Source organism: Pseudomonas sp. FG43 (genome assembly GCF_057809175.1).
Window position 1 is genome coordinate 75,872 of sequence record NZ_JBMDJL010000015.1, and the last position, 21,293, is coordinate 97,164.

The 21,293-nt window shown below is 51.4% G+C and carries 20 protein-coding genes and 1 pseudogene; 11 read left to right on the forward strand and 10 right to left on the reverse strand.

Annotated elements, in window-relative coordinates; genetic code table 11:
• Positions 1–8: 8 nt before the first annotated feature.
• Positions 9–968, reverse strand: a complete 960-nt coding sequence (speB, locus tag ACODS3_RS17790) for an agmatinase (RefSeq protein WP_463530715.1) — start codon at positions 966–968, stop codon at positions 9–11.
• A gap of 193 nt (positions 969–1,161) precedes the next feature.
• On the opposite strand from speB, the gene ACODS3_RS17795 reads away from it, so the two are divergent.
• The 3 genes from ACODS3_RS17795 to ACODS3_RS17805 all read left to right on the forward strand — a co-directional run bounded on the left by ACODS3_RS17795 (position 1,162) and on the right by ACODS3_RS17805 (position 4,553).
• Positions 1,162–2,052 carry a LysR family transcriptional regulator gene (locus ACODS3_RS17795; RefSeq protein ID WP_095067512.1) on the forward strand — a complete coding sequence of 297 codons (891 nt, stop codon included), beginning with the start codon at positions 1,162–1,164 and terminating at the stop codon, positions 2,050–2,052.
• A 514-nt stretch (positions 2,053–2,566) separates the two neighbouring features.
• Positions 2,567–3,520, forward strand: a complete 954-nt coding sequence (locus tag ACODS3_RS17800) for a DNA cytosine methyltransferase (protein ID WP_489035523.1) — start codon at positions 2,567–2,569, stop codon at positions 3,518–3,520.
• Positions 3,521–3,752: 232 nt separating this feature from the next.
• Complete coding sequence (locus tag ACODS3_RS17805) at positions 3,753–4,553, forward strand: NaeI family type II restriction endonuclease (protein WP_489035525.1); 801 nt, start codon at positions 3,753–3,755, stop codon at positions 4,551–4,553.
• Between the two features lie 187 nt (positions 4,554–4,740).
• Here the strand turns inward: ACODS3_RS17805 and ACODS3_RS17810 are convergent, their stop codons facing one another.
• The 4 genes from ACODS3_RS17810 to ACODS3_RS17825 all read right to left on the reverse strand — a co-directional run bounded on the left by ACODS3_RS17810 (position 4,741) and on the right by ACODS3_RS17825 (position 9,804).
• On the reverse strand, positions 4,741–5,526 hold the full coding sequence (locus ACODS3_RS17810) for a hypothetical protein (protein WP_489035527.1): 786 nt from the start codon (positions 5,524–5,526) through the stop codon (positions 4,741–4,743).
• A complete protein-coding gene (gene dgt / locus ACODS3_RS17815; protein WP_489035529.1) occupies positions 5,507–6,910 on the reverse strand; it encodes a dGTP triphosphohydrolase in 1,404 nt (467 codons plus the stop codon). Before dgt ends, ACODS3_RS17810 begins: the two co-directional genes overlap by 20 nt.
• 72 nt (positions 6,911–6,982) lie before the next feature.
• The gene (locus ACODS3_RS17820) at positions 6,983–8,254 is read right to left on the reverse strand and encodes an McrC family protein (protein WP_489035531.1); all 1,272 of its coding nucleotides are present in this window, start codon (positions 8,252–8,254) and stop codon (positions 6,983–6,985) included.
• On the reverse strand, positions 8,251–9,804 hold the full coding sequence (locus tag ACODS3_RS17825; RefSeq protein ID WP_489035533.1) for an McrB family protein: 1,554 nt from the start codon (positions 9,802–9,804) through the stop codon (positions 8,251–8,253). Before ACODS3_RS17825 ends, ACODS3_RS17820 begins: the two co-directional genes overlap by 4 nt.
• A gap of 350 nt (positions 9,805–10,154) precedes the next feature.
• Between ACODS3_RS17825 and ACODS3_RS17830 the strand changes: the two genes are divergently transcribed.
• The 4 genes from ACODS3_RS17830 (at position 10,155) to ACODS3_RS17845 (ending at position 13,106) form a co-directional block, all read left to right on the forward strand.
• Positions 10,155–10,724: a BRO-N domain-containing protein gene (locus ACODS3_RS17830; protein ID WP_095067518.1), complete on the forward strand. Its 570-nt coding sequence runs from the start codon at positions 10,155–10,157 to the stop codon at positions 10,722–10,724.
• Positions 10,725–10,909: 185 nt separating this feature from the next.
• Positions 10,910–11,392, forward strand: coding sequence for an Hcp family type VI secretion system effector (locus ACODS3_RS17835; protein ID WP_201000014.1), 483 nt, complete (start codon positions 10,910–10,912; stop codon positions 11,390–11,392).
• Positions 11,393–11,396: 4 nt separating this feature from the next.
• Positions 11,397–12,110: a DUF4225 domain-containing protein gene (locus ACODS3_RS17840; protein WP_489035535.1), complete on the forward strand. Its 714-nt coding sequence runs from the start codon at positions 11,397–11,399 to the stop codon at positions 12,108–12,110.
• Between the two features lie 705 nt (positions 12,111–12,815).
• Positions 12,816–13,106 (forward strand): hypothetical protein, encoded by a 291-nt coding sequence (locus ACODS3_RS17845; RefSeq protein ID WP_201000016.1) that lies wholly within the window; start codon positions 12,816–12,818, stop codon positions 13,104–13,106.
• 204 nt (positions 13,107–13,310) lie between these two features.
• Here ACODS3_RS17845 and ACODS3_RS17850 read toward each other — a convergent pair whose 3' ends face one another.
• Positions 13,311–14,345 (reverse strand): methyl-accepting chemotaxis protein, encoded by a 1,035-nt coding sequence (locus ACODS3_RS17850; protein WP_371856563.1) that lies wholly within the window; start codon positions 14,343–14,345, stop codon positions 13,311–13,313.
• 249 nt (positions 14,346–14,594) lie between these two features.
• Positions 14,595–14,876, reverse strand: a pseudogene (locus ACODS3_RS17855) (PAS domain-containing protein); the annotation flags it as partial.
• 408 nt (positions 14,877–15,284) lie between these two features.
• Here ACODS3_RS17855 and ACODS3_RS17860 point away from each other — a divergent pair.
• Together ACODS3_RS17860 and ACODS3_RS17865 are read left to right on the forward strand one after the other, a co-directional pair.
• A complete protein-coding gene (locus ACODS3_RS17860; protein WP_489035537.1) occupies positions 15,285–15,677 on the forward strand; it encodes a topoisomerase DNA-binding C4 zinc finger domain-containing protein in 393 nt (130 codons plus the stop codon).
• Between the two features lie 79 nt (positions 15,678–15,756).
• Positions 15,757–16,344, forward strand: a complete 588-nt coding sequence (locus ACODS3_RS17865; RefSeq protein WP_201017288.1) for a DcrB/PsbP domain-containing protein — start codon at positions 15,757–15,759, stop codon at positions 16,342–16,344.
• Positions 16,345–16,417: 73 nt separating this feature from the next.
• Here the strand turns inward: ACODS3_RS17865 and ACODS3_RS17870 are convergent, their stop codons facing one another.
• Positions 16,418–17,323, reverse strand: coding sequence for a LysR family transcriptional regulator (locus ACODS3_RS17870; protein WP_489035539.1), 906 nt, complete (start codon positions 17,321–17,323; stop codon positions 16,418–16,420).
• A gap of 111 nt (positions 17,324–17,434) precedes the next feature.
• Between ACODS3_RS17870 and ACODS3_RS17875 the strand changes: the two genes are divergently transcribed.
• Positions 17,435–18,640, forward strand: a complete 1,206-nt coding sequence (locus tag ACODS3_RS17875; RefSeq protein WP_489035541.1) for an MFS transporter — start codon at positions 17,435–17,437, stop codon at positions 18,638–18,640.
• A gap of 249 nt (positions 18,641–18,889) precedes the next feature.
• Positions 18,890–19,966, forward strand: a complete 1,077-nt coding sequence (locus ACODS3_RS17880; RefSeq protein WP_489035543.1) for a diguanylate cyclase — start codon at positions 18,890–18,892, stop codon at positions 19,964–19,966.
• 33 nt (positions 19,967–19,999) lie between these two features.
• On the opposite strand, the gene ACODS3_RS17885 is transcribed toward ACODS3_RS17880, so the two are convergent.
• Positions 20,000–20,719: a hypothetical protein gene (locus tag ACODS3_RS17885; RefSeq protein ID WP_201017292.1), complete on the reverse strand. Its 720-nt coding sequence runs from the start codon at positions 20,717–20,719 to the stop codon at positions 20,000–20,002.
• 261 nt (positions 20,720–20,980) lie between these two features.
• Positions 20,981–21,229 carry a helix-turn-helix domain-containing protein gene (locus ACODS3_RS17890; protein ID WP_201000024.1) on the reverse strand — a complete coding sequence of 83 codons (249 nt, stop codon included), beginning with the start codon at positions 21,227–21,229 and terminating at the stop codon, positions 20,981–20,983.
• Positions 21,230–21,293 lie beyond the last annotated feature (64 nt).

Consider the following 21,293-nt stretch of genomic DNA (forward strand, 5'->3'; position numbering starts at 1 on the left):
AGGGGGCTTTACCTACGCACCACACCCGGCAATACACACAGCATTTCGTACAACAGGTTGGCGCCCAGCAACGAGGTATTGCCGGTGGTGTCATAAGGCGGCGACACCTCAACCAGATCACAGCCAATCAAGTCCAGCCCCTGACACCCGCGAATGATCTCCAGCGCCTGAATCGTGGTCAGCCCGCCGACCTCCGGCGTGCCGGTGCCGGGCGCCCAGGCCGGGTCGATGCCGTCGATATCGAACGACAGATACACCGGCCCGCCACCCACCTTCTCCCGCACCTCGGCCATCAGCGGCGTCAACGACTGATGCCAGCACTCCTCGGCCTGCACCACACGAAAACCCTGCTTGCGGCTCCAGTTGAAATCCTCGGCGGTGTAACCCTGAGCGCGCAGGCCGATCTGCACCACGCGGTCGCTGTCCAGCAAGCCTTCTTCCTGAGCGCGGCGGAACGTGGTGCCGTGGGCGATCTTCTCGCCGAACATGTGATCGTTGACGTCGGCATGGGCATCGATATGCACCAGCCCGACCTTGCCGTGCTTCTTGTGAATGGCACGCAGGATCGGCAGCGTCAGGGTGTGGTCGCCGCCCAGGGTCAGCGGGACGATGCCATGGCCGAGAATCCGGTCGTAGGCCTCCTCGATGATCCGCACCGCATCGAGCAGGTTGAAAGTATTGATCGCCACGTCGCCAATGTCCGCCACGTTCAAGGAGTCGAACGGCGCCGCGCCTGTGGCCATGTTGTAAGGACGGATCATCACCGACTCGGCCCGAATCTCCCGAGGCCCGAAACGAGTACCGGAACGCAGCGACGTCCCGATATCCAGCGGAATACCCACAAACGCGGCATCCAGACGATCCAGCTCTTCGGGTGCCTGCACATGGGGCAAGCGCATCATCGTGGCGATACCACCGAAACGGGGCATCTCATTGCCGCCCAGGGGCTGGTGGAAAGTCTTGTCCACGGGAGGCCTCACCTTGTTCATATTGAAAGTAAGGCCATTCTGGAGAGCCGCGACAACCAGACACATCGCTGCCAGCAAATAATTACTTCAGAGATTTCTAAACTATCGCCAGATACACTGCCACCTCGTACCAGCCCGACCAATCCCTGTGGGAGGCCGCTTGCTGGCGACAGCCATATTCACAGGAGCCCCCATGTCCTCAGCCCTGCCCGACCTCAAACTGCTGCGCATCTTCGCCAGCGTGGTACGCCATCAGGGCTTTGCCGCCGCACAACAGGAACTCAACCTCTCCACCTCCGCCATCAGCACCTACATGAGCCAGCTCGAAACCCAGCTTGGCCTTGTGCTCTGCCACCGAGGCCGTGGCGGCTTCAGCCTCACCAGCAAAGGCGAGCTCTTCCACCAGGAAACCCTGCGCCTGCTGGCTGAACTCGAAGGCTTCGAGCGCTACAGCGCCGCCCTCAAAGGCGAACTGCGCGGCACCCTCAACCTCGGCGTGCTCGACACCACCGTCAGCGACCCGGCCCTGCCACTGGCCGACGTCATCGGCGCCTACAGCAAAGAACACCCCGCCGTACACCTGCACCTCTCGGTACTCAGCCCCGCGCAACTGCAACTGGGCTTACAGGAAAACCGCATCGACCTCGCCATCGGCGCCTTCTCCATCCGCATGAACGGCCTCATGTACCAAGGCCTGTACCGCGAACAGCACTGGCTGTATTGCAGCGACCGCCACGAACTCTTCGACCAGCGCCGCATCCCCGCCGAAGTCATCACCCAACAACGCATGGTCGGCCGCGGCTACTGGAGCCAGGCCGAACTCGCCCGCCACGGCTTCAAACACAGCGCCGCGACGGTCGAATCCATGGAAGCGCAACTGATACTCGTACTGTCCGGGGCCTACATCGGCTACTTGCCGGAACACTACGCGCAATTCTGGGTGGATCAGAAGCGGCTGAAGGTGTTGCTGCCGACAACGTTCGGGTATCAGGCACCGTTTTCGTTGGCGTTGAGACGCGGGAGATCGAAGGAGCCACTGATAAAGAGCTTTCGGGATCGGTTGAAAGGATGCTTCGAGGAATAGGAGCGAACAGCAGCCTTCACGCAGCACTTGAGAAGAAATGCGCACCCGTGGGAGGGGGCTTGCCCGCGACAGCGCAAAGAAGCCATCCAAATAAATTCAATATCTTACGACCAAACCGTAGGAGCGCGCTTGCCCGCGAAAACTGAAGTTCAGTCAACGAATTCCTCGCTCAAAATAATGCAGTGGCAAGTACACCGGGGTTGATCTGCGCTCGATGCCAGTCAAACCGCAAGGCCCAGACCCGCTTCGCTTTCACATCAGTGGCCGCCCTTCCCTCATGGAGGAAGACAGATCTAAGAGGACGATCAACGCTTTCAGCAGCACCGTCTAATCCGTAGATCAGAAAGAAGCCCTTACGCTTATGGGGTTTCTGCCAAATCAGATGATTTTTTGCTCGAAAGGGCTCTCAGCCACGCCAGACGATTTTTTCTTCAAACTGGTATTATGTTATCTGTTTTGAACATGAAAATAGCACATACTGTACATCCATACAGAGGGCTACAGAGGTATCACCTTGGATTCGATCGAAATTTGCGCCGGTGCAGGTGGTCAAGCTTTAGGCCTTGAGCAAGCGGGCTTTGACCATCTCAATTTGGTGGAAATAGAACCGTCGGCATGCGCAACCCTCCAGTTAAATCGTCCTAACTGGGTTGTTAAAGAATGTGATGTTAGGGAATACAGTGCTATTGCTTTTCATGGTATCGATTTACTAGCAGGCGGAGTGCCATGCCCACCATTTTCCAAGGCAGGAAAGCAGTTAGGGGATGCAGATGAGCGTGATTTGTTTCCAGATGCATTGCGACTCGTCGACGAGTGTCGACCAAGAGTTGTAATGCTAGAAAATGTAAAAGGCTTACTGGATCCAAAATTCACAGAGTATCGTAAAAAAATTGTTGGGGAGCTCAAAAAGCTCGGTTACTTTGCTGAATGGAAGTTGCTAAACGCTAAAGACTATGGTGTTCCACAACTTCGTCCAAGAGCTATTTTGATAGCTCTTCAACCAGACTTAATAGATTATTTTGAATGGCCAACACCACATCCAGAAGCAGCACCGACGGTAGGAGAGGCACTCTATGATCTTATGGCTCTACATGGCTGGAAAGATGTAGACCATTGGAAAGAGCTAGCGTGTCAAATTGCCCCAACGCTGGTGGGAGGAAGTAAAAAGCACGGTGGTCCTGATCTGGGACCAACAAGAGCTAAAAAAGCATGGGCGGCTCTTGGCGTTAATGGTATGGGAATTGCCAACTCTGAGCCCGAAAAGGATTTCGTAGGTTTTCCAAAACTCACAGTCAGAATGGCGGCACGAATTCAAGGTTTCCCAGATAGTTGGCAATTCAGCGGAAAAAAAACCGCCTCATATAGGCAGGTAGGAAACGCATTCCCCCCCCCAGTTGCTCGTGCTATAGGAGAGCAAATTAATCTTGCGCTTACAGCGTCGGCAAAATCAAAGCTCAAGCGGGCTTAATTAAAAAATGCACTATAAAAAATATAAATGTTAAAAAACATTCAGCACTCTTAATATAGCCCTCATAAAAAATCCCAGAGGGCTTTATACCCCTTCCTGTTACGAATTGCCAAGACCACGGAACCGAAAGTCTAACTTATTAGACTGCTATACCCTTTAACAGCCAACGAGCAAATCTTGCATTTCTCCTAGCATGGCATCATGATATCAACCAAATCATGAGGGCAATACCTTGACAGAACAGTTTTTTTTTGAACCGGACGCTGCGCTTGAATCCGTTGCCGACTTCCTCATAAAGAAAAAGGATCTACATAAGGTTATCTCGCAAGGGCTTCGTCAATCTTTTGACGAAGTCATAGACGGAGCACGAACCGGTAGATACAGCATCGCACAACTAGAAAAAACAGAAAAAACTTACATAGGAACGAAAGTAGAGATAATTATAAGAGACAAACTATCGCTTGAACGAGGCCGTATTTTAGACAATCTAATATGTGACCATGAAGTTGATACAAAATTCTCATTAACCGGTAACTGGATGATTCCGAGAGAAGCTATAGGTCATCTATGTATTCTGGTAAGTGGCAGTGATGATATTGAGAAATTCAGCATGGGGTTACTAAGAATGACTCCAGAAAACCTTACAACAGGCTCAAATCAAGACGGGAAGAGAAGTGTTTCTGCAGCTGGAAAAAATAGAATTTTCTGGCTAATCAATAATGCACCAATGATTCCAAATTTCTTAATGAAACTCCACCCAGAAATACGACAATCAATCATGTCAAAAGAAAGTGGCGTACAACGGATAAGGGCTTTATTTACCAATGTAACAAACCAAATAATTCCTCGGACAGCCATAGAGCAAGTAGCACAACAAAAAGACCCTCTTAAACGGGCAAGAGAGTCAAAGGATGCCCTTATACTAGAGGGATATAGAGTATTGTGCGCAACTTACGAAGTCGATCGACAGCACTTTATCATTAATGGGTTCACGAATTTCAAAGAAGATGATTGGCTTTCACTAAAAATTTAAAACACACAATTATTCTAGCAACCACTGCACCCAAACACTAACTAGCTCATTCACGTACTTATGCGCACCAATCCACTATTGGCTCGTCCATAAAAAACAACACACCAGAGAATAATCTGGTGTGTTGACTACCCCACAACTACTCAACCCTTACGGCCAACTCAAGTAAATAACATCAAATAACCAACTACTGTAACTCGTCGAATCCGAATGAAAAATTTCGGCCTTTTACAAACAAATCACTTCCAAACAAGTCCTCTTTCAGTGAAAATATCTCATCTCTAAACTCATGAAACTCAATGCTAGAAAGATAAACCTTCCCAAGCAACTGTTCTTGAGCCAAAACAATCTGGCTTGACGTCCACTTTGGGAGCTCTTGCTTTAAATATCCCAAAAGCCTAGGCATTAACACTTTCGCTCGCTTATCGCAAATAGCCTTAATGATTCTCACCAACACTCCAGCATGATTAGGATTATCTGTAAGAACGATATCTAACTCACCATTTCTAAGGTACTCTAAATAGTATACGTCCGAGATTATTTTTTTATCTTTAAAAGAGTAAGCCACAGAATCCCAGTTTGTGATAGTGGTGAGGAGCAGACTTTCTCGACCACAATAAGCGACTGATGTATTTTTAAAAGCCCAGGTTTCACGGATAGGCCAGACATCCACCGTCCAGCCTCCCACCTCAAGCCTATATCCCCCAAATTTGTTTTTCGTGCTCTCCCATAAACTATCCAGTAATAAAAATCCGAGCCTTTCGGCTGAGTAATCAACCACTAAATCAATATCTGAGTTAAAACCCTTTGTACCGAATAGAGCAATATCTCTTAGCAGCCCACCAAAAACCAGCACCTCTCCCGCACAGGAAAGATGCTTAATAAATTTTGAAACATCAGCCCTACTAGATGAGTCAAAAAACCTTACGACTCGCTTCTTAAAGGCCGAATTATTAATTGCAATGTCTATCATAAAGCGGCTTTAATTCAGAATGGAGTGCTATCAAATAACTATCGGTCATTCCAGAAATAGCATCAGCTAAAAGCTGAGCTTCTTTATACCCTACCGAAAGCTCGTTATTAGGATCAGCAAAAATACGACGATAGCTTTCTGAAATTCTTGAGTAAACATATTTACCAAAAGGCGTTTCAGACTCAAATTTCTTATTCAGCCTACCGTGTATCCCAACCCAAAGCATATCCATGGTTTCTTCAATATAGTTATTGCCCCTTAGCTCTAACTCCAGAACACTCTTATGTTTAAAACCGTATGCCATATCAAAATCTTTAAGCACCTTACAAAATTTTGCAGCTGCAGAAATGCTCATAACCCCTTTAAAAATCTGATTGCCTTGTAGCAAAGACTCCGCCAAACTTGAAAATGTCTCAACCACAGCTTGGACCATTGCCGTAATCGCATAAACTCTGAACATCTGCATTGAGCAGTCATTCAACTCTTGTGGACTTAAAGCCCCTTTTTCAAATTCCGAACTATGCGATTTAGCGGCTGCGACTACACCTACGGCTACACTATCATCACCACAGTTTTTTTCCAGATATCTAATGAGATCGTAGTATGAAGCAAGTCCTTTCTTAACCGTATCCTCCGCATCAAGTACTGAGTATGCAATATCATCACATGCTTCCATAACATAAGTTAATGGGTGTCTCACGCCCTCAGAAAGTCCAGTATCTTTCCACACCTCAGCAACAATTTTTTCCTCAGACTTGAAAAAGCCCTGCTTTTTCCAGCGAGCAGAACTTATACCCTTTGACGAAACAGGATATTTAATCAAAGCTGAAAGTGTTGCATACGTCAAATTCAATCCAAACTGATCATTCAAAATCTGAAGCTTAGTTACAAGACGAACAGTTTGAGCATTACCGTCAAAATTTAAAAAGTCACGCGCGGCATCACTATCGCCTGCGAATACCTCATCTTCATGTTTTGAAAACCAATTTCTTATCGCATACTCTCCTTGATGCCCGAAAGGAGGGTTTCCAAGATCATGAACCAGCCCAATGGCAGCAAGCAGCGCAGGTATACTCCGCTGAACAAACTCATCCGAACCTGCATCGTCAAATATTGATGAGTTCTCATATACTAACCGCAACCCAATACTGCGGGCCAAAGTTGCAACCTCATGAGAGTGAGTAAGTCTATTTCTCACGCTGTCATTTTTATCGAGTGGAAACACCTGGGTCTTATCTGCGAGACGTCTCGTAGGAGCCGAAAAAAGAATACGATCATAATCTCGCTCTATTTGAAATCTACCATTTGCAGTCGCAGACACATTACGATTTTTTAACTTATCCTTTCTACGCCCCTCATTCAAAAGCAGATTCCAACTCAGCATATCAGATTCCTTTCGCCCACTAAAAATTTATTAAAATAACACTTGAAATAGCACATTGAGAAAAATTTATTATCACTCTTCACACCAGGCTAATCCATTTGAATAAGCTAACAAATCTATATCAAGATTAAACGGCACCACCCACAACCTCAACCCCGCCGAATACTCAAAAACCGGCAACGCCTCCTGAAACCCTGCCCGCCTCGGATAAATCAAAACCAAATCCCCCTGCCCTCCAAGATATTTGTGGCCATACGCAAAAAGCTGATAGAAATCGTCCTGGCTCAGCCCATAGTTTTTGACGCCAGACCCAGTATCCAAACACTTCCATTTAGTATCCAAAACCCAGCATTTATCCCCTTGAGTGATCATCAGGTCAGGCCTTAGCTGGAAGACTTTCTTACCTTTATGCTCGCACAGGTATTCGCTTTTGGGCTCGACATCCAAGGTTGCGTCTGGCGGCAGAGAATCCCGCAAACACGCAGCTACATAACGCTCGAATAGCTTTTCCATTGGGAACAGCAAACTCATGCCTTGCCATTCACCAGAAATCGCCAAAGGTGTCTGTTGCTGAATGATCAACTCGCACCAAGGTTTGACCGGTTGGTAGTGAGCCATGAGCCGGTCGTTTCGCCATTGTTTGAAGTCTGCAATGGTGTCGCGGCTCGTTGGGATTTCCAGCAGCATTGAGCGTAACTCGTGAGATAAGCGCCAGTTGCGTGGGTCTTGGGTAGTTTTGCAGACGATATCCAATGCCGTTTTGAGCAGACGATTCTCAGGGCGATCAGGAAGGAAGATATCGTGACGAATCTGGAAGTGGTGTTGTCGCCCAGGCGGCTGGCGCATTTGTCGTGCAGTGTTGAGTTGGCCACGTAGATAGCGTTGCTCTTCTTCAACCCGTTGGTAGTCGAAACGCAGGCCACGCTTGATTAAATGGTCGAGCGCGTCGAGAAAGCTACCCATCACCCATTCGGTCAGTGGGGCATCGAAACGTTGCAGTGCTGTGGCGCCAACCTCACGGGTAGGAAGATTCAATGATTTTTGAATCATGCGCCTGAGCAATGCGCGGCTCTGCTGGATGCAATCGCCTTCATCAAAATGCTTGGGAAGAATTTCGATGCGAGTGCCGCAAGGGGTTTCCAAAACGCCTACATAGTTATCGAGCTTGAGCCAACGACGATCCTCGATCTGCACCAGTGCTGCGCCGGCTTTGCTGAACCTTGAGCTCTGCTCGCACAACCAATCGAAAGCCGAAGCCGAAACTTGTGCCCTATCGAGGTTTGGGTTTGGGACATGACTCGTTGTGAGCCGGGCATACTCACGAACGATAAGGGTGGTTTTCACCTTTTTCTCTCATCGAGAGCTTTGATGACCCTTCTGCCCAGATGACGTGTATTGAGTTTTGAGCCCGAACCGAACTCAACAGAAATGTTGTATTTTTCTGCAAACTCCCGCAGCACTGGCAAAACCGGACTAACACGAACACCTTCACGCAGAACCACAATCGAACCACTGGCTAAAAGCTGCACGGTGACCCCATCTTCACTAGCTTCCTTTACCACCAGCGGATGCGATATTTGAGAGGCATGATCGATAATTCCAAGATAAGCCTCAACCAGACCAAATGCCTCAACGTTCAGCTCCCAACGCTCGTTACTCTGGTTGATGGCAACCGAATCTCCAAATAAGACACTAAGGTCTTGATTAGGCTGAAGGAGAAAACGATTTTCTACGGCTTTGCGTTGGTCATTCAAAACCCATTGAATTCGCTGCCAATCCTCAAAGAAATACTCTTGAAGCAGCGGGAGAATTTGCTGTCGGAATATATCCTCCAAACGCTCTAATGTGGGCTCAGACTTGAGGGGCATGAAGTATGCGTGACCAAGGCAATGGTCCCGATCAAGCAATACTGCGATTCGTTGGTTCATCACGTCTAGGAGACTATCGATAGCGATGCCCTCAACCGTGACGTTATGAAGCAATTCAGGATTCGGCGGGACTTCGGTAAAGGTGAAGCGTCGACGAAGAGCGATGTCCAAAGCAGCCAGCGAACGGTCAGCGGTGTTCATGGTGCCGATCAGGTAGACGTTATCGGGAACACTGAAACGCTCCTTCGAGTAAGGCAACGTGACTTCTAGCGCTTCAGGCGAGCCAGCGCGCTTAGACGGCTCAATTAAAGTAATCAGTTCGCCGAAGATACGAGAGATGTTGCCGCGATTTATCTCGTCGATGATGAGAACTTTGGCACGGTTTTTTGAGGTAGAACTCGGCTCAAACGAAAGCTGATCAGAGTCGTAATCTGAAACGCTCACAATCTGGGTAACCAACGAAGGAATTAAGTTTTTATAACCATTAACTAAATAAGGTTCGAGTGTCGAACCAGCAGCTTTTTTGTCCCATTCGCCATTTCTAAGATCATCCACCGTAAACGTGCCAGCTTTGACGTGGTCAGCAAGGTCGTTAAGCAGGCTCATGCCAATCGGCAGGTACTTACCCTGAGGCTTTTCAAGCTCAATAACATCCGCTGTAGAACGAAGAACCTTGTAGCCCTTGCCGTACTTGTCCCCGATCTTGAAAGGTCCAGGAGCGTCCAACTGCTGTGAACACAATCGCTTGAAAATCCCCGACACTACCCTATAGCGCAGTTGACCATAATCATCACTTTCAGCTCGTAAACCTTCGACAAAGTCTTCGTAGCTAAAGCTTTGATGAAACGTCACAAAATGAACGTCCCCTGACTCAGCGAGGTCGTCAAATCGTTTTTTCAACGTAGTGCGCTGGCCTTGATGAGCAGCCAAGTAAGCAGGATCAAGAATCTCCAACGTCGCATCAATGGTCGCGTAGGTTTTCCCCGTTCCGGGTGGGCCGAAGAAAATCTGGTTGAGCGAAGGCATTGCTGAACGTCCCTGTAGGAAAAGTCCGTCAACAGTATCTAGATTGCCAGCATGGGTAAAGTCAGCTTGTGCTGCTGATGGGCAGAATATCTGCCTTCCGACGAATGTTTCATAGAAACGTCCGACACCAACGCTAGCCCTCCTCTGATATCTGCAGCGCAGCAATACCCGTATCGTTCACGCCGGTGCCTAAGAAACACCCAACGTAAAGTCGTCACTCCAAGCAAAAGCTGGGTTTCATGCTGCTCGAATGAGCAAGCGATTCTCTGCTATCGGGGTGGCTCGTTGGGGTTTCTTGCCCCATCTCTACGTTGGTCCGAAACATTTCAGCTAACCGGTAGAGGCCAATAATGCTAAACGAAGCTCAAACAACCAGTACTCCACAGCGTCATGCAGAAACATTCACCCCCACCACCTTCCTCCGCTACAACCGCCAACTCCGCGCCCTCCTCCTTGAAACCCAAGCCTGGTTCTCTGCCCGAGACCTGAGCAAGCTCATTGCCTGGCCGCTCAACGAGCGCACCACGAGCAAGCTTGATTCAGACCAGCGCCGTACGCTCTGGCTGGAAACTCATGGGCGTACTGAGGAGGCGTTGATGATCAGTGAGTCGGGGCTATATGCGTTGCTGGTTCATCACTATCACCCCGAGCATCGCAGTTTGCGGCACTGGATTACCAATGAGGTGGTCGCGGCGTTGCGGGATGCGCAGGAGCCACCGGTGGAGAGCATGCCGAATCTGAGCCTGCTGCAATGGCCGGGGTTGTCGTTGAGCATGTTGCATTGGCAGAACGAACCGTGGATCCGGTTGCGGGATGTACCGCAGGTGTTGCCATGGCCTGGGCAGGGACTTGAGGAGCAACAAAGCCGGTCGAATGGAACCTGGTTCCAGGGTGCGGCGAGGTTTTTCCAAGGAGCGTGATGAAGTAACGCAAGTGAGTAGTTGATTACGTGGGTATTCTGGTCCGTTCATTTCACAGATGAGCGGACCAGCGCCCTCCTCGTTACACCTTATATCCATGGATGAACTCAATCTCGGAATAGTCCTACATACTCATTAAAGTCTCGCCCATAAACTGATCAGCCATTTATCAGGATGATTTTTATATGGCTCATCACGGTTACATGACTATCAAGGGTGATACTCAAGGCCTCATGTCAGAAGGTTGCTCCGACGAGAAATCTATTGGTAATAAATGCCAGAAGGGGCATCTGAATGAAATCATGGTGCTGTCCTTTGCTCATCAAATGAGTAATGTCGGAAACATCAAGCACGCTACCCATCGTCCGATTATTATCGTCAAGAACGTTGATAAGTCTTCGCCTTTGCTGGCTCAGGCTCTGGCCAATCGTGAGCCTGTAGATTGCATGATCGATTTCTATCGCACATCGCCCAAGGGCCTTCAAGAGAAGTTTTATAGTATTGAAATAAAAGGTGGGCTTATTTCCGAGTTAATGCTGGATATACCGCACGCCATCTTGCAGAACGGTGCAGAAGCTCAAGAGCATATATCCATCCGTTACAGCGAAATCATCTGGACTCACCACTCGGCCCGAACACGCGGACACGCTTTCTGGGGCGGGGAATGAACCATTGAGCACAAAGGAAACCTCAAAGAGTCATGAGCTTTGGAAAGTAAGCGAGGCGGCATCCCTGTTAGCAGGACAGGCCTGTACCGTATCGGCGCGACATATCAACGACGGAATGCTCCGGCTTCAATTCAATCGGGAAGTGGCTTATTACGCCAGGAGCATTGTCAGGGATGTTGAGCAAGGCGATAAGACTGTCGAGCAAGGCTTGAAAACGATACAGGATGAGCAGGAAAGCTTGCTTAATCAGTCTTTTGAAATTGGCAAAAAAGGAATCGGTGTAATCGCTGGTGGGCTGCAGGTAGCAGGAGGTGTGGGAGTTTGTTATGCATCAATGGGTACGCTGTGTTTATTATTTGGCGGCTCATTAATAGCTCATGGGACCAACAACGTTTATGAAAATGGGCGCAACCTCATAACGGGACGTTCTGACACAGAAGGCCCCTTGCGCAAGGGATATCAGAAACTTGCCAGAATCAGCGGATATGATGACTGTGTAGGGAATGTAGCTTACGGATTAGTTGATATATCGCTTTCTGTCTATGGCGCGGGAAGACTAGTACTAAAACCTGATTCATGGCGACTTTTTAAGTACATTCATACAGATTACATTAGAGCCTATAAGATAACTCCCACTAAAGTTGTCGCTGTTGATTTAATTTCAGACGGCATCACATTCGACAGTATTATTGACCAGTGGAGATGCCAAAATGACTGACACTTCTATCTATGCGGCATTTATATTCCTCTCCTTACTTTTTTACATACCTTCACTTTTGTATAGTCGCTATTTCTCTGGAAAAAGGTTTTCACTCTTTATAATCTGGCCCGTCTTAGCCTACAATGTCGCATTAGGAAACATTCATGTACAGTTTATAAAACTCAGTATCCTTCCCGTCTTCGGAGCAGTAGACAACTCAATCCTGGGTTGGCTGTCTTATTTTCTTATTTTTGCTCATGGCTTTTCATTGCCTTCACCAAAAGAGAGAAAAACGAATCCCAACATAATAAAATAACGCCCTACAAATGGAGGAAAAACAATGAATGAAGCCATTATATTCACATCATTCACGCTACTCACCCTTATAGCCTATTTGATTTCATTGTGGGCAAGTCTTTTCTTTTCCGGAAACGACTACTCTCCCACAAAAAGATGCATCTTAGCCGTCTACAACACTGTTATTATGTTTATACACATGTCTTTCATCAAGCTAAGCACACTTCCCTTTGTAGGAAAGCAAGATAACTCCATCTTTGGCTGGCTTTCTTTTGTCATGCTCTTTGCACACGCTTTTACCCACATAACACCATGGGTACATCGGATCAGAATCGTAAGAAAATAACTACCTAAACTGCATGAACCACCTATCTATTCCACCTTCTCCATATGGGCAACGCCATAATTTACTTAACATTCACACTCATGAGCATTGCCTTTTACCTGCCTTCACTTTGGGCACGATCTGCATTCTCTGGAAAGAATTTCTCAACGGTAAAATTCTGGGCCGTCATGACATACAACATATTTTTTATTTACCTTCACATGCGCTTCATAGAAAAAGAAAAACTTCCTTTCTATGGCACTCAAGACAGCTCAACACTTGGCTGGATTTCATTCGCACTGATTTTTGCTTACGCCTCATCCTCTGCCGTGCCTTGGGAAAGAAAACCGTGGTTCGCACGAAAAACAGGTTTTAAACACCGTGAGCGTTGAAAACCACTATTTCCGAAAAAAGGAAGATATACACTTTGATATATGGAAGGATCGGAAAAAGTAGGTCAACCGTTCTGCGACAAGAGAGTAACCATAGGTTTTGATGTGATCGGTTTTTTCGCGAATGAATTCGCTCCTACGGAAGTATGTGGAGATTTAAAAATCCCCATAACCCGGTAGGAGCGAATTTATTCGCGAAGACATTTATCGATTAAACCGCTCCGCAAGGCTGTGCAGGTACTCAGCCATTTCTTCCAGCTCTTTGCTGATCTGTGAGCCTTGTTGCGCCTGACCGGCGCTTTGGTCGCAGAGTTGGGCGATGCGGGTGATTTGCTGGCTGATGTTTTCTGCTACGTGGGTCTGTTCTTCCGAGGCGGAGGCCATTTGTTGGCTCATGCCGGTAATCCGGGTGACGGCCTGGCTGATGCCGTCGAGGGCCTTTTGGACGGCTTCGACGCTGGCGACGCTTTCCTGGGAGATCTGTTCGCCTTTGCTGGCGGTCTGCACGGCTCGGTCGGCACCGTCGCGCAATGAGGTGATGATCTGCTGGATCTGTTCAGTCGAGGACTGGGTGCGTGAGGCCAGCGAGCGGACTTCATCGGCTACCACGGCAAAACCACGACCTTGTTCACCCGCACGAGCGGCTTCGATGGCGGCGTTGAGGGCCAGCAGGTTGGTTTGCTGGGCAATGGCGGTAATCACGTCGACGACGCTGCCGATGGATTGGGTGGCGCTGGCCAGTTCTCCGACGGCGGTGCCGATCTCGGTCACTGAGTTGGCCATGTGACGAATCGCCAGCAGGCTGTCATCGGCAAGGTTGCGGCCTTGCTGTGCCAGTTTGTCGGCTTCTTCGGCGGCATGGGCGGTGCTTTGGACGTTGTGAGTGACTTCCTGAATGGTCGCCGCCATCTGGTTGATCGCGGTGGCGGACTGGTCGGTTTCACTGCGCTGCTGATCGAGCGAACGGGCTTGTTGATGCGACAGTTGCGCCGATTGCCCGGCGTGCTTTCTGACGCTTTCGCCGGTATCCACCAAGCGGGTCAAGGCGGTTTGCAGGCGCGCTTCTTCGCTGAGCAAAGCCAGGTCGAGTTGCGCCTGAGGCCCGCGGTTGTCGCTGTAGGTCAGGGCAACCAGTGGGCTGGTAAACGCCTTGGGGTGGTCGTCGAGGGTTTTCTGGATGCTGCTTCGATGGCGGGCTTCGAGGTAGCCACCCAGGGCAACCAATACCACCAGGATCATGACGAAGGATGCATTGTCGTCCAGCAGGTACACGCCCACCATCAGGGCAAGGGCGCAAAGAACCATCGGCAACTGGCGCAGCAGGTGATATTGCGCGCTGCCGAGCTTGGAAACCGCAGACTTGCCTGCACGCAACCGCGCATAGAGCGCTTCGGCACGGCGTACCTGATCGCGGGTCGGGACCGAGCGCACCGATTCATAACCGACAATGCGGCCGTTTTCGTATACGGCGGTCACGTAGGCGCTCACCCAGTAGTAGTCGCCTTGCTTGGAACGGTTCTTGACCACGCCCATCCAGGGTTTGCCCTGTTTGATGGTTTCCCACATGTGGGCGAAGACCGAAGGTGGCATGTCTGGATGGCGGACCAGGTTGTGTGGCTGGCCGATCAGCTCTTCACGTGTGAAACCGCTGAGCGCTACGAAGGCATCGTTGCAGTACGTGATGTGGCTATTGAGGTCGGTGGTGGAAATCAAACGTTCAGAAGCGGGAAAGGTTCTCTCGTTCTGGGTGACAGGCATGTTTACACGCATCTAGAAGACCTCTCCCTGATAAAATCTTCAAATACCGGGTACCTTGAAGGTTTAGCACAGTCTTTCAAAGTGACAACCGGAATCGCATTGGCATATTTATCGACCCTGTTGATAGGGCCTTTAATTATTGTTGTGCTGCATTTTCCAACGTTTGAAGCGCCATTTATTTTTACGGCCGTTCAAGCGTGAAGAGGTAGAAGCTTTTGCACACAAGAGAGTCACTACTTGCCCCCCGTTTTGTTTGTTTAAACAGGTGCTTCGCGGGTGTTTGGCGGCACTGGCACGCGGTTTTGCGAGCGGGGGATGTGCGGGCTTGAAAGGCCATAAATCCTTTGCTTCATCTTCTTGACCTCTGCACCATGAGCGCCCATTTCCAAGCGACTCACCCCGCACACCACAGGCAACGCCATGTCACGCAAACCTTCTTCCAGCCTTGAAACTCTTGTCTATCGGGTCAGTAAACTGCCCAAGCGGCTGAGCGCTGCCCTGATTTCGTTGCTGGCCAGACGCAAGCGCCAGCCCGTGGAGGAATCCCCCACGACTCCGGCCCCCCATGCGCCGCAGCCCGTTGAGCCGGTCGAAAAAACACCATCTGCTCCGGTTATTGCAGTACGCAAAACTGTTAAAAAACCGGCACCTCCCAAACCGGTCATAGAACCTGCCGCGCCCAATTGCCCGCACTGTAAAAAGACCATGATCATGAAAGTGGCACGTACCGGGCGTAATGCCGGTGGACATTTCTGGGGCTGTACGGATTATCCAAAGTGTCGGGGTATACGGGGTATATTCAGGACAGTATGAACAAACGACACCTTTAACTTTGTGTATGTTTTTAAACAACTTTTTAAACTTTTCAGCCACTGATGTATGGGGAAGTCCAATGCGATCGTTCAGTCTTAAAGCCGTGATGGTGTGCGTTGCATTGGCCAGTTGCCAAGGCATCGTGAGTGCTCAGGCAGCCACGAAACCCGCCGCCGAGAAACAGGCTGCTGCCACTCAGAAAGCGTCTTTACTCGACGGCAAACTGGCGTTCACGCTGCCGGCCGGCTACGTGCGGGGCGAGATGCCTGAAATCGATGCGAAGGCCATTGCTCAGGGCGTAAGTGGCGCGCTTTACACCCATCAGGCCCAGAAGCGGGTGTTGATTGTCACTGAAACGCCGATCCCGATGGATATGCAGGCCAGCGATAACGACAGCCTGGTGCTGGATGGTCTGGTCGCCGGGACGCTGGCTCAGCAACGCTCCGGTTACAAGGACTTCAAGGAGTTGGGCGAGAAGAAGATCGTCAAGAAGAATGGCCTGGGAATTCGTCAGATCGATACCTCGGCGACCATGAGCGGCGCGAAAGTGTTGAGCACGACCGTGGTGGCGGCGTCGGGAAGTCGGTCGGCGATCTTGAATGTGATTTCCAATGCCAAGAACGCGGTGGAACATGAGCAGATGGTGAAAACGGTTATTGGGCAATAGGAGTTTTAAGCTGCAAGCTTTAAGCGGTAAGTCAAAAGCTTGCAGCTTGTAACTTGCCGCTTGCCGCTATTCCCTACACCCGGAGTGATTGGGCAAGCAGCTCGATCAACGCCTGCACCTTGGGCAATGCTTCGCGGCTGCGGGGCCAGGCGAGGTGCAGGGCCAGGCCGTCGGTGCTCAGGTGCGGGAGGATTTCCACCAGTTCGCCGCGTTGCAGTTGTTCCTCGATCAGCCAGGTTGCCAGTTGGGCGATGCCGCAGGCTGAGGTGACGGCGGCTACCAGTGCCTCGCCGTTGCCGACGACGATCCGGCCTTCGATGGCGCGGGTTTCGGGTTGGCCCTGAGCATCGATAAACAGCCATGGGCTGGTGCTGCCATCGCCTCTGCCAAACACAATGCAGTCATGCCCGCTCAGTTCTTCGGCGGTGAGCGGTATGCCGTGGCGTTTCAGATAGGCCGGGGACGCACAGAAGATCACCCGCTCGGTTCCCAGGTAGCGATGCCCAACGCCCACCGGCCAGACTTGTGGCCCGCCAATGCGCACGGTCAGATCGATGCCCTCTTCCAGCAGATCGACGAAGCGATCCGTAAAAGTGACCCGAGGGCGCAGTTTGGGATGCTGCTCGGCAAACTTGAGGATCAAAGGCAGCACGTTCAGTCGCCCGAACGTGGCTGGCAGGTCGATGCGTAATTGCCCCGCCGGTTCGGAGCGTTGCGCCAACAATGCGGTTTCCGCGTCCTCCAGTTCCGCGAGGATGCGGATGCAGACGCCATGGTAGGACACGCCTTCTTCGGTCAGGGACAGGCTGCGGGTGGTGCGCTCGAACAGGCGCATGCCCAGGCGGCCTTCTAACCGCGCCACGCTTTTGCTGACGGCAGAGTTGGTCAGGTTCAAACGCTCGGCAGCGGCAGTAAAGCTGCCTGCGTTGGCCACAGCAACAAAAGTGGTGATGCCCTTGAGACGATCAGGAGAGAACACGCTATGCCTCCAATTATGGAAATTATTTCCATAGTGCTCTGAAAATTCTCCAAAGATAAGAACTCTTTTCCGCAATAAACTGACACATTCTTTCGTTTCAGGCTGTGTGTCATGTCGTATTCAGAATCTAGCTCTAGCGTCGCAAGCAGCGATGCGCGTTCCACGGGCACGGGTTTGTCCATTGCCATTCTGGCGCTCGCAGGTTTTGTGATCGTCACCACCGAGTTTTTGATTATCGGCCTGTTGCCTGCTCTGGCGCGGGACCTTGGGGTTTCGATCTCTGTGGCGGGTTTGCTGGTCACGCTGTTTGCCTTCACGGTCATGCTTTTCGGCCCGCCGCTGACGGCCATGCTTTCGCACCTGGACCGCAAACGCACCTTTATCGCGATCCTGCTGATCTTTGCGGCCTCCAATGCGTTGGCAGCGGTGTCGACAAATATCTGGGTGCTGGCACTGGCGCGCTTTATCCCGGCGCTGGCGCTGCCGGTGTTCTGGGGGACGGCCAGTGAAACCGCCAGCCTGCTGGCTGGCCCGAAAAACGCCGGTAAAGCCGTGGCGCAGGTTTACCTGGGGATTTCGGCGGCCATGCTGCTGGGTATTCCGTTGGGGACGGTGTTTGCCGATGCGGTGGGCTGGCGCGGGACATTCTGGGCGCTGACGGTACTTTCCGGGTTGATGGCGCTGCTGTTGGCCCTGTCGATGCCGCATCTGGCACCGAGCGAGAAAGTCGGCCTCAAGCAGCAGGCCAGAATCCTGCGCGACCCGAATTTCCTGGCAAACCTGCTGTTGTCTATCTTGCTGTTCACCGCGATGTTCGCGGCCTACACCTATCTGGCCGATACCCTTGAGCGTGTCGCCAGCATCGCTCCGGCTCAGGTCGGATGGTGGTTGATGGGCTTTGGTGCAGTCGGTTTGATCGGCAATGGTCTGGGTGGACGTTATGTGGACCGCAGCCCGCTGGGCTCGACCATGGTGTTCGCTTTGCTGTTGGCGCTGGGCATGAGTGCCAGCGTGCCGATGGCCGGTTCGTTGCCGTTGCTGGCGGTGGTGCTGATGGTATGGGGCATTGCGCACACCGCGCTGTTCCCGATCTGCCAGATTCGCGTGATGAAAGCCGCACCGCAGGCCCAGGCACTGGCGGGCACCTTGAATGTGTCGGCGGCCAATGCCGGTATCGGGCTGGGCTCGATCATCGGCGGTGCAACCATCGAGCATCTTGGGCTTGGGTCGGTGGGGTATGTCGCAGCCGGGGTCGCGCTGCTTGCGATTGCCGTGGCCTGGTGGACGCAGCGTCAGGCTCGTCAGTGGCAGGGCTGACAGCATCTGACTGAAAAGCCCGCTTGTTTGGCCTGCACCTGAGCGAATTCACTGGCTCGGTCTGCATCAAGTGTTGTGATGTCTCTGGCGCAGCGCTGGTAATACTGTGGGAGCCGGCTTGCCGGCGACAATATTTCGGGATTACTGGCAAAAGGCTCTTCCCATGTATGCCGCCATCAGGCGAAACTCTTGCCTTTCGGTCAAGTACAGGGGTTTCTGGCCGGGTCGCACAACAGTCCGGTAAGCGCTATGAACACACAACACGGCAAAGGTCTTTCATTTGCCAAAAGAATCTATGCCCCACGCACCCTTGGCGTGAGCATAGGTTTCTTCACTGTGGCAGTGTCGTTGTATCAGGTCAGTGCCCCACACTGGCTATGGCCGTTGGTATTGCTCAATGCCTTTGTCTGGCCTCACGTCGCTTACCAGATCGCAAAACGCTCCTCTTACCCCTACAAAGCCGAATGGCGCAATCTGCTCACGGACTCCCTGATGGGAGGTTTCTGGGTCGGGGCGATGGGGTTCAGCGTGCTGCCCAGCGTTACCGTGCTGGCGATGATGGCCATGCACAACATCGCAGCCGGTGGCACACGATTGATGGTCCAGGGTTTTCTGGCGCAGTTTCTGGGGGCAATCATCGCGCTTCTGGCGCTGTCCCCAGTGATCAATATCGACAACAACACGGCCCAGATCTATGCCTGCCTTCCTGTGCTGGTGATCTATCCGATATTCATTGGCTGGATGAGCCATCAGCTCGCTCTCAGGCTATGGGAACACCGGAATATCCTGAGTGAACTCAGCCGCACCGACAGCCTGACGGGCCTCATCAATCACGGCTCGTGGAAAGACCTGCTCGAAGCCGAGTTCATCAAGAGCCGCAAACAGGAGCATCCGTGTTCCATCGCTCTGATCGACATTGACCATTTCAAGTCCATCAATGACACCTATGGCCACATCATGGGTGACACGGTGCTCAAGAACATCAGCGAAGCACTGTCTGAAAACCTGCGCGATACCGACCTGGCAGGCCGTTATGGCGGCGATGAGTTCTGCATCATCCTGCCCTCCACCTCCGCCGAGCAGGCCAGCGAGATACTTGAACGCCTGCGCAGTGTGGTCAAGGAAAATACCGACGCCCTGCTCCCTGACCTCAATATCAGCCTGAGCATCGGGATTGCGGCTTACCAGCCTGATATCACGGATGCGGCCATGTGGCTGCACGCCGCGGACAAGGCGCTCTACATGGCCAAGGCCAGCGGCCGAAACCGGGTGGTCAGCATCAAGGACAACTCGCAGGAATATCTGCGCCTGACGATCCAGCACTGATCACCCCGCCTCTGCCCTTGCCAGGCTCAGCCATCAATGGGAACTCCCCGCCAGTACGCAAAGGTTCTCCAGCAACCATTCAGGCGTATGCGTTTCGAAAATCACGCTCAGTGGCTGGGTCAGGTCGAGATTGCCGTAGAGGGCTTCCTCGTGATCGAGATGGCTTTGCTGAACCGCTCGGTAGTTGAGCGGGTAAATGCTCTGTTCCACCGGCAGCAAGCCGTCAAAATGTTCCAGCAGGCCATGAAAGACAATGCGCCGCTCGACCGTGTCACGGGTCGTGGCAATAAGCTTGGCGAAATACTCGCTATCGCGCTGGCGTAACGCTTCGCCTGCGGCATAGCGCTCAGCCTGGGTATAGGGCGCCGCTTCGTCATACACGACACAGCACAGGAACTCCCGGGACATCCCGGTAAAAGGGTTCTGCGTGACCTCGCGCCGACGGTAACGCCCCAGGATGAAGCGGACGGTCTTTTCTACCAGCAACTGATGTTCACGGTCCTTGATCTCATACAGGTCCTCAAAAACCGATGCCTGCCTCCCCAGTTGCGGGATCTCTTGGGAAAACCTGGCGAACAGCCCCTTGGGCCCCAGCAAGTTGGCCTGCTGCTCGCTGAGTTGGGCCATGGACAATGCGGACTGCCGGGCCGCCAGGTGTTGAAAATCCATCAGGACAGCAATACCTGACGCATGGAGGGCCAGCCGCACTGACTGATGCGGCTGCTCCTCACTCTGAATGAAACAGACATCCATGAAATAACTCCTTCTTATTGTTTGCTCTTTCGTTGTGCTGAATTTAAAAACCGATATTTATCGCCATGCCGCACAAACGAATGAGCGCCAAAGTTCAGCAATCGGTTCTGTGCCCACAAGTTTCATCCGGCAAGTAAAACCACGACAGCCTCCCCAACTGCCAGGTCACTGACTTCAAGGCACCGGACACTTTTTATCGAACAAACCGAATGCAGCCAGTCCCTTGATCACACTAACCGGCCCCACCCGGAACAAAGCGAATTATGTGCAGTCTGTCTCGTTGCACAACCCGACAGATGTAGGGGGTTGCACGTTCTTTCTTGTCATCAGCCGAGCAACATAGCCAGCAATAAGCTCGGTGCGAGTCTTTACCTGGCTCTTCCTGAGCAGCGAAGAAACGTGATCGCGCACGGTGTAGCCACTGATACAGAGCTGCTGCGCTATTTCCTTGTTGGTGCAGCCTTGCAATAGCAGATGCAAGACCTCCCGTTCCCTGATTGTCACCCACATGTTGTTTCTCCTTGTGATTAGCCTGTCCACATGCAAACTGTAGGAAGTTTCTTACACTCACCTT

Bases quoted from the DNA above. Each gene is read 5' to 3' on its own strand.
- ACODS3_RS17795 (WP_095067512.1), top strand. From the start codon at position 1,162: ATGTCCTCAGCCCTGCCCGACCTCAAACTGCTGCGCATCTTCGCCAGC.
- ACODS3_RS17810 (WP_489035527.1), bottom strand. From the start codon at position 5,526: ATGATAGACATTGCAATTAATAATTCGGCCTTTAAGAAGCGAGTCGTA.
- dgt (WP_489035529.1), bottom strand. From the start codon at position 6,910: ATGCTGAGTTGGAATCTGCTTTTGAATGAGGGGCGTAGAAAGGATAAG.
- ACODS3_RS17825 (WP_489035533.1), bottom strand. From the start codon at position 9,804: ATGCCTTCGCTCAACCAGATTTTCTTCGGCCCACCCGGAACGGGGAAA.
- ACODS3_RS17830 (WP_095067518.1), top strand. From the start codon at position 10,155: ATGCTAAACGAAGCTCAAACAACCAGTACTCCACAGCGTCATGCAGAA.
- ACODS3_RS17835 (WP_201000014.1), top strand. From the start codon at position 10,910: ATGGCTCATCACGGTTACATGACTATCAAGGGTGATACTCAAGGCCTC.
- ACODS3_RS17845 (WP_201000016.1), top strand. From the start codon at position 12,816: ATGAGCATTGCCTTTTACCTGCCTTCACTTTGGGCACGATCTGCATTC.
- ACODS3_RS17850 (WP_371856563.1), bottom strand. From the start codon at position 14,345: ATGATCCTGGTGGTATTGGTTGCCCTGGGTGGCTACCTCGAAGCCCGC.
- ACODS3_RS17860 (WP_489035537.1), top strand. From the start codon at position 15,285: ATGTCACGCAAACCTTCTTCCAGCCTTGAAACTCTTGTCTATCGGGTC.
- ACODS3_RS17865 (WP_201017288.1), top strand. From the start codon at position 15,757: ATGCGATCGTTCAGTCTTAAAGCCGTGATGGTGTGCGTTGCATTGGCC.
- ACODS3_RS17875 (WP_489035541.1), top strand. From the start codon at position 17,435: ATGTCGTATTCAGAATCTAGCTCTAGCGTCGCAAGCAGCGATGCGCGT.
- ACODS3_RS17880 (WP_489035543.1), top strand. From the start codon at position 18,890: ATGAACACACAACACGGCAAAGGTCTTTCATTTGCCAAAAGAATCTAT.
- ACODS3_RS17885 (WP_201017292.1), bottom strand. From the start codon at position 20,719: ATGGATGTCTGTTTCATTCAGAGTGAGGAGCAGCCGCATCAGTCAGTG.
- ACODS3_RS17890 (WP_201000024.1), bottom strand. From the start codon at position 21,229: ATGTGGGTGACAATCAGGGAACGGGAGGTCTTGCATCTGCTATTGCAA.